At 66.4% G+C, this 6,962-nt stretch carries 5 protein-coding genes; 3 read left to right on the top strand and 2 right to left on the bottom strand.

Translation table 11 applies throughout. The annotated features are described in order from the left end of the window. Positions 1 to 433: 433 nt before the first annotated feature. Together H7I87_RS18805 and H7I87_RS18810 are read right to left on the bottom strand one after the other, a co-directional pair. Positions 434 to 976, bottom strand: a complete 543-nt coding sequence (locus H7I87_RS18805; protein WP_062886465.1) for a hypothetical protein — start codon at positions 974 to 976, stop codon at positions 434 to 436. Continuing rightward, the gene (locus H7I87_RS18810; RefSeq protein ID WP_062886464.1) at positions 977 to 2,074 is read right to left on the bottom strand and encodes a helix-turn-helix domain-containing protein; all 1,098 of its coding nucleotides are present in this window, start codon (positions 2,072 to 2,074) and stop codon (positions 977 to 979) included. Between the two features lie 724 nt (positions 2,075 to 2,798). Between H7I87_RS18810 and H7I87_RS18815 the strand changes: the two genes are divergently transcribed. From H7I87_RS18815 to H7I87_RS18825, 3 genes are all read left to right on the top strand, one after another. Continuing rightward, positions 2,799 to 3,134: a hypothetical protein gene (locus H7I87_RS18815; protein WP_231102439.1), complete on the top strand. Its 336-nt coding sequence runs from the start codon at positions 2,799 to 2,801 to the stop codon at positions 3,132 to 3,134. A 215-nt stretch (positions 3,135 to 3,349) separates the two neighbouring features. Continuing rightward, positions 3,350 to 3,781 (top strand): hypothetical protein, encoded by a 432-nt coding sequence (locus H7I87_RS18820; RefSeq protein WP_062886462.1) that lies wholly within the window; start codon positions 3,350 to 3,352, stop codon positions 3,779 to 3,781. Positions 3,782 to 4,397: 616 nt separating this feature from the next. Next, complete coding sequence (locus H7I87_RS18825; protein ID WP_139800253.1) at positions 4,398 to 6,638, top strand: hypothetical protein; 2,241 nt, start codon at positions 4,398 to 4,400, stop codon at positions 6,636 to 6,638. Positions 6,639 to 6,962: the final 324 nt, after the last annotated feature.

Genomic DNA, 6,962 nt, shown 5'->3' on the forward strand with positions numbered 1-6,962 from the left:
CTCGACGTCAGTGACCAAAGTGCCGAAACCATTGCCCCCACAGCCGCTCTCACGGCATAGTGGCTACCACAGAGCCACACGCGGACACGCGACCGCTCTTACACCACTCCACGGGACGTGACCACCGGCACCGACTCCTACCGGCTCGCCCACACCCTGCGAAACCGAACCAACACCGACAAATGACGTCAACATTCGCGAACACATACATGCCACAGGCGACACCTGCGACGTCAAAATTGGCGAACGACCGACGTCAGGATTGACGACCAAAGCCATACCTGGGTTGGCCAGGTCTCGCCCAAGCCAGCGCGGCCGCTGAATGTGGCTGCGCAGCAGGCCGGTGTGCCGCAGGCGTTCACTGGGCTGGACGCCCGGGAGTTGTTCGTTGCGGATCGGTGGGCTGCGGCGCTGTTGGCGTGAGCCCAGGTGCCTACTCGAGGCTGGGTAGCCAGCCCGTGAGGTCGTTGAAAGTGGTGACACCCGGTGGTCGGCCGCGGCCGGCGGCGGCCAGAGTGCGCAGGTAGCCGGTGAGCACGGGCTGGGTGACCTTGGTGGTGGTGTGGGCCAAGCGCAAAAGGTCCCAGGTTGTGACGACGGTGATGTGGTGGCGGTGGGCCAGCGCCCGGGCGCCGGCGTCGTCGGTGAGGAAGAACGCGTCGAGCTGGCGGCCGTCGATGATCGCGATGGTCTCGGCTTCGCCGAGGTGCTGGGTTGCGGGCTCGCCCGGGCTGGCCATGGATTCGCGCAGGATGTGGGCGTGCAGGTTTTCGGTGGGGTCGGGAATGAGTGGCGTGCCGAAGATGACACCGGCCTGGTCGAGGTCGGCGTGGTAGGCCTGCGACTTGCGGCACTCCCGGGCGATCGACAGGCACCAGCCGCCTCGCCCGTTGAGCAGTTCGCCGAGCAGATCCATCCGGCGGATGATCGCGAAGTTGATCAGAACGGTGTTGTCGGGCAGGAAAAGCTTGGGCACTTACAAGCCCAGGGCGGCGGCCAGCTGATCGGTGTCGAGCGGCTCTGGCTGTGGCGGCTCGTCGACCTCGAGGGTGTTCGGGTCGATGCCGAGCATCCAGGCCAGGGTGCCCTTGTGCAGGGCGCCGGCGGCGATGAGGTCGGTGTGGGCTTCCTGCAGCTTGAGCGGGAAGCGTCGGGTCGCGGCTTCGTCCATGCGCACGGTGATCTGGTCGGGGCCGTGATCGTGCTGGCCGGCCCAGTGCCAACGGAGCAGCTTTTGAGTCGACAGCTGCAGGGCCTGGCCGATGGTGTCGGACACGGTGATGCCCAGCCCTTCCAGGCGGCGCGAGAGCGCGTCGGTGGACACGCCCCAGTCCCAGATCTGGTCGGCCAGTTCGCCTTCGGTCAGGTTGTGCCAGTCGATTCTGCGGAGCTGGGCCTCGGGCAGCAGTAGTTCGGCGGCGAAGCGGTTGGCGACCAGTTCGTGGTGGTTCTGCTCGGCGGGGGTGAGGTTGTCGCCGTGGTGGCCGGCGACGAGATGGCCGAGTTCGTGGGCCAGTGACCAGTTTTCACGGAACCAGTTCCCAGTGGCCTGCAGCACGATCACCTTGCGCGGGCCGACGTGGAAGGAGTAGGCGGTCGAGATCTCCGACAGTCGGATGACGTCGACGTCGAGGTGGGTTTCGAAGCGGTCGGCCATGCGGCGTACGAAGTTCGGGCCGAGGGTGGACTTCACTTCGAGGACGGTGCCTGGCAGCGCGATGTCGACCGGATCCCACGAGGCGAAGGCTTGGCGGTAGGACAGGGCGATGTCGTCGAGGACCGGTTGGTCGGTGTCGCGGCCGGGGACGTCGCGGCGGCCGGTTGCGTGATCGAAGTTGTGGCGGGCGGCGACGACGAGGCGGTGCGGGTCGGGCCGGCCGGTGATGAGCCAGTGGACGTCGACGTCGAGGACATCGGCCAGCTGGGCGAGTTCGACCGAGGAGAACGCGCGCCGGCCGTTGAGGGACTTCGACAGCTGGTCTTTGGTCAGGCCGATCTGTCCGGCGACCTCGGCATGGGTGGTGGCCGCCGGGATGCTGTCGGCGACGCGGCGCGCGATCTCGTCCTGGCTCATGTTCTTGAGGGTACGGGCGTAGTTGCGATTTTCGCAACCATGGGCGGGGAACCAACCACATCAGCTCGCCTCGCCGGATCAATCGTGGTGGGCTGGTTATCTTGACACCGGCTGCGACGACGTCGTTTTCCCCGACGCGCCAAGGGTGATTTTGTATGCGAACTGGCCTTATGTACTGGTGCAAGCCGGACCGGAGCAGGCCGCGAACTGGCGCCAGAGCGACTCGGGGCGGTTTCGGTTCGGCCGGCTACCTAACCTGATATTTCCGATGGACCGGTCCGGGCTCGTGTCCACGTTGTGGGACGACGACTGGACTTGTGTCGGCGGACCGGTTGCGCTCATAGACGGTTTCCTGAGCCACTCCGATCTGCGGGCCCGCGCCCGGCGCGTGCGCCTCGATGAGGACGCCACCCCGCCTGGCCACAAGGCAGTCTGACCGGCCACGGGACTGCTATCCAGTCCAGCCTTGAGGGCACGGAGCCGTTTGCGGGTCGATCCGCCAGAAAACGGGCGTCCCGACGTGTCGCTCACCGAGGTCGTGCACCCCTGCTGGCTAGCGTTTCTCCCATGGCCCGCGCCGCACGCCGCACAGCATCCCCACCACACGATTGGCCCCATGCGGGCGGCCTCATGATCAGGGTTTTCCCGGTGGTGTCGACCTTTCGTGCGATGGTCTGCCTACACGTAGTTGCCGTCGTCATCCGCGTTCACGAGAGGACCTGAAATGCCTGCGCAAGCCTGGGTCACGCTCGTCGTCGGACTTACCGCCATCACCGGCGTAATCATCACCTGGCGCCAAAAGAACGACGCCGATCGCCGCAGCGAATGGTGGCGCCGCGTCGCATGGGCCTACGAACGCGTCTTCGACAGCGACGACACCCAACAACGCCTCGGATGGACACTGCTCAAAGTCCTGATCACCTCTAAACTGGCCACCAAGGGCGATTCCGATTACGTTCAGGCGATCGCCGAGCACATCGCCCTGGAGGAGGTCGTCACCGATGACAGACAAGACATCCTCGACGACGGCCCCGCACAAGCCCACGAAGCCGAAACATAGCCTCGCCGTTCGCAAGCTCGCCGCCCAGACCGCGGTCGCGGCGAGCAAGAAATCTGGCCGGCCGGTCGACCCACGGGTACAGAAGCTCGCAGACTCCTAGGTCCATCCGAACGCCGGGCAGATCAAGCGCCTACTGCGCGCCGTTCCGCAAAGCTTGACGGGGAGCCGATGTCGGTGGCCTCTCTTACAGTTGGGGCCATGGCGGGCAGATCACGATGGTGACACTTGCGTTCCTGATCGTTGTCGGAGCCACTGGATGGATGATCTTCCGTCCGTCCCCAAGGCGTGACGCCGCCGCCGCACAGGCCTGGGCGTCGTTTCACCAGTACGCCACCCACCACGGCTGGTCACTGCTCTACGTGCAGAACGTCTACCAACACGCCCGCCGTGGCAGCAAGGCCATCGTGTCAATCTACGGTGATGCTGCCGGCGCAAGCCGAGACGCGTGGTTCTGGGGGGAGCAGGTGCAGGCCGGTTCCGTGGTTGCCGTAAGCCTCAACCAAGGGTGGGGGCCGCACACCAACCGCGACGACGTACTCTACATCGGGAATGGCACTCCCGGTGTTTATGCCACATTCGGTGCACGGGAACTCGTGAAAGTGCAACGCCACTTCCACCGACAGTCCACCGTCGGCGGCACTGCCTAACACGCCCGACGCAGAGCCTGAGGCTGCGTGTGGCGTCGCCGAGGCGGCTGGGCATCGCGCTGACGGCGCGGCGCACAATTCGGGCGCGAAGGCAGCCAAGCTCACCGCAACCACCACACCACCCGGGCGAGGGACATGCCATCGCCGCCGGTCGCACGCGTTTCGGCGGGTGGGGCGGACCAGCGCTCATGCAGGCTCGACGCGGACTTCTCCGCAGCGAGGGACGTGCTATTGGCCCAGGTCGCAGACCTATGGCGGGTGTGATCGCAGAGCATTCCCGACGAGGCTATCTGTGCTGGTGGCGCTACCGTGGACGGCGCTACGCCAGGTGGCCGCAGTTGGCGCAGCGCCGGAACCGCCCACCGGCTCGACGAGCCCGGCCAAAGAAGGAGGTTGCCTTATGTGGCCGTTGTTGACCACTGAGCCACTGGATGGCGACACCGTGGTCCACCGGCAACTGCGGCCCGCCGGATGCGCAGTAGCGCTCGATCGCTCGGACCTGGCGGCCGCCGCGCGCGCTGTGGTCGGTCTGTGCAATTCCTGGGGCGGCAGCGCTATGCCGCTAATACCGGTCACCCCGCGGTCCCCCATCGACAGCCGGTGGCACCGAATTCTGTTGCAGAGCAACATCGATGGCATCGCCAAGACGGACCTGATCGACGAGCACGAGCGAAGCAGGTTCTGCGACATTCAAGGCGGGGACTACCGACAGCTGCTGCTGCGCATCCTGATCGACCTCGAGGACCCGAAACCGACCGTGCAGACGTGTCGCGGCGTGTCCCCCGACGATGACTGGTACCTCGCCTACCTGAGCGTGTTCGGTGACCTGCCCACCCACCCGGATCCGATGAACAGGTGGAACGAGTTGCGGCCCGACTTGACCTACGACCACGTCGTCACGGTCCGGGGCGTTGAGACCGCAGCCGGTGCGCGCGGGCTGGCATCCCTGATCGGCGATCCCTCGATGGTGTCCGCGGTCGACCTCACCCGCAGCAAGCTCAGCGTCGGAGTGCCCGCCGCGACCAACCGTGACCTACTTCCCGAGCGTTCGCGGTTCGGGTGGGACGACGACCGGATCTCGCGGCGCTACGGCCCGAACGTGATCGTCGTCTACCGCCCAGGCAGCGTCGAGGACCTCGCGCTGATCTGGAACATCCGTGCACGGTTCGCGCATCCTCGTGGCCTCCCGCTGGCCATCCCGTTGACCGACTCCATCGACCAGGACATCGCGACCTTGAAGCGCGCCGGTGTCGAGCACTACTTCGGCGGCGGCCACGATGTGGCGCTGACGTCGTTCTCCGTGGCCGGTACCGATCTTGAAGCCCTCGCCACGCGCCACCAATTCGATGTCGCCGACCCGTGGAAGCTCCTTGGTCCCATCGGCGGGTATTGCGTGCCGTCAACGGAGACAACGCATTTCAGCGAGGGGTCAGCGACGATCCCCGACTTCACGGCCACCGACGTCGAGGCGCTGGGACTGCCGCTGCTGGGCAGCCACCAAGGCACCTGGATGCAGTTGAAGACAACGGTCGCCGATGATCCGCTGCCGCTCAGCGCCACCATGCGCCGGCCGCACTACTACGGCGAGCTGAGGTACCTCGACGGCCCGATCACTAGTGGTGGGCACCTCAATCAGACGACCCGCATCACCCAACCGTCCGGCATGGAGGTGCTGGCCGCGCTGGCCACCGACGCGCGCCTGGTGGCGACCGAGAGCGCCCCAGGCAGAGCCGCCGAATACCTGATCCGGGCGGCCATGCCGGAGCTGTCGATGCTGGCCGCCCCCGGGGTGGTCGCCGCGATCAACGAACTGACCCGCGGGCGCCATGTCAGCCTGGTCAAGCGACGCCTTAACCAGTTCCTGGGCCAGGACGACCTCGACGAGTCCACCGATCGCTACCAGGTGCTCCTGGAACGTCTCGATCAGGCCGTCGGAGCCCCGGATGTGGCGGAGGCCGGCTCGCTCACGTTCAACCAGCTCAAGGTGCTGCTTGGCATGTCGGTGGCCGGAGCGCAGCGGTGGCTGCAGTGGGCCACGTCGAGCGGACTGGTCCTGCGCGGCGTGGAGGCCAAATGTGACCGCTGTGGTCACAAGCAGTGGCGTCCTTTCGTCGAGATCGTTCCGGCTCTGATCTGCCATGGCTGCGGGGAGCCCATCGTTAATGCGTACGGGTTCAGCCACATTGAGTATCGATACCGCGCAAGCGAGTCGCTGCTGCGCGCGATGAGTCACGATGTCCTGCCGTCGGTTCTGGCCATCCGCTACATCGCGTCGGTCATGGGCGGTCGGGGTGGGATGGTGTTCGGCGCCTATCCGGGCATCGAATTTCGCCGCGACGCGGCCTCGCCGGTCGAGGCGGAGGTCGATGTCCTGGTCGTCCTGCGCACCGGAGGGATGATCGTCGGTGAGTGCAAGACCAACGCGCGGGGGCTCACCAGCGGAGAACTGGACAAGCTGTGGAGGGCCGCTGATTCGGTGGGGGCGCGCGCCACGTTCGCCGTGACGCTGGATCGTGCGCAGGCGTGCGGTGACCTCTGGCGGGCGCAGTCCGCACCGAACGGGCGGCCGCACTTCGCGTTGACTGCCGAGCACCTTTTCGACCTGCAGGTTCGGGGACCGTCGTACGGCGAGGATCTCTTCGAGTGGCGTGATGATCCGCCGGCGCCACGCGGGCCGGATGGGGAGCCAGCGCAATGGGCGGGCGTCGACGAGGCGTTCAGCCGCTACACCGAGGGGTCTGGCACCGATTACGTGCAGCTGCGGCGCGCGCCGTGGATGGCGCCGGATTTCGTCGATCCTCTGCGCTTGCCGCCCGAGGACGGCGGCGGTCCGGCAGCTGGCGCGGGGTCGACGTAAGCCACCTGTAGCGCCCGGCCGACGCCAGGTCGAGCGTCGCCGGGGACGTGTCGTCGGTCCTGGTAAGGGAGCTTCGCACGCCGCTCTAATCGGCGGTCCCAGCAGGCACCACTCACTGGCAAGGTTGACCGGTCGCTGCGGAAATCAGGTCGAACTCCTGCGTATGAGTACCGTCGATAGGTGACTACTGCGCGTTCGGTGGGGTCACGTCCCGTGGAGTGGTGTAAGAGCGGTCGCGTGTCCGCGTGTGGCTCTGTGGTAGCCACTATGCCGTGAGAGCGGCTGTGGGGGCAATGGTTTCGGCACTTTGGTCACTGACGTCGA

The organism is Mycobacterium timonense, from assembly GCF_025821985.1.
Classification (GTDB): Bacteria; Actinomycetota; Actinomycetes; order Mycobacteriales; family Mycobacteriaceae; genus Mycobacterium; species Mycobacterium avium.

Excerpts from the sequence above, each read along its gene's own strand:
- H7I87_RS18820 (WP_062886462.1), top strand. The coding sequence starts at position 3,350 with ATGGTGACACTTGCGTTCCTGATCGTTGTCGGAGCCACTGGATGGATG.
- H7I87_RS18810 (WP_062886464.1), bottom strand. The coding sequence starts at position 2,074 with ATGAGCCAGGACGAGATCGCGCGCCGCGTCGCCGACAGCATCCCGGCG.
- H7I87_RS18815 (WP_231102439.1), top strand. The coding sequence starts at position 2,799 with ATGCCTGCGCAAGCCTGGGTCACGCTCGTCGTCGGACTTACCGCCATC.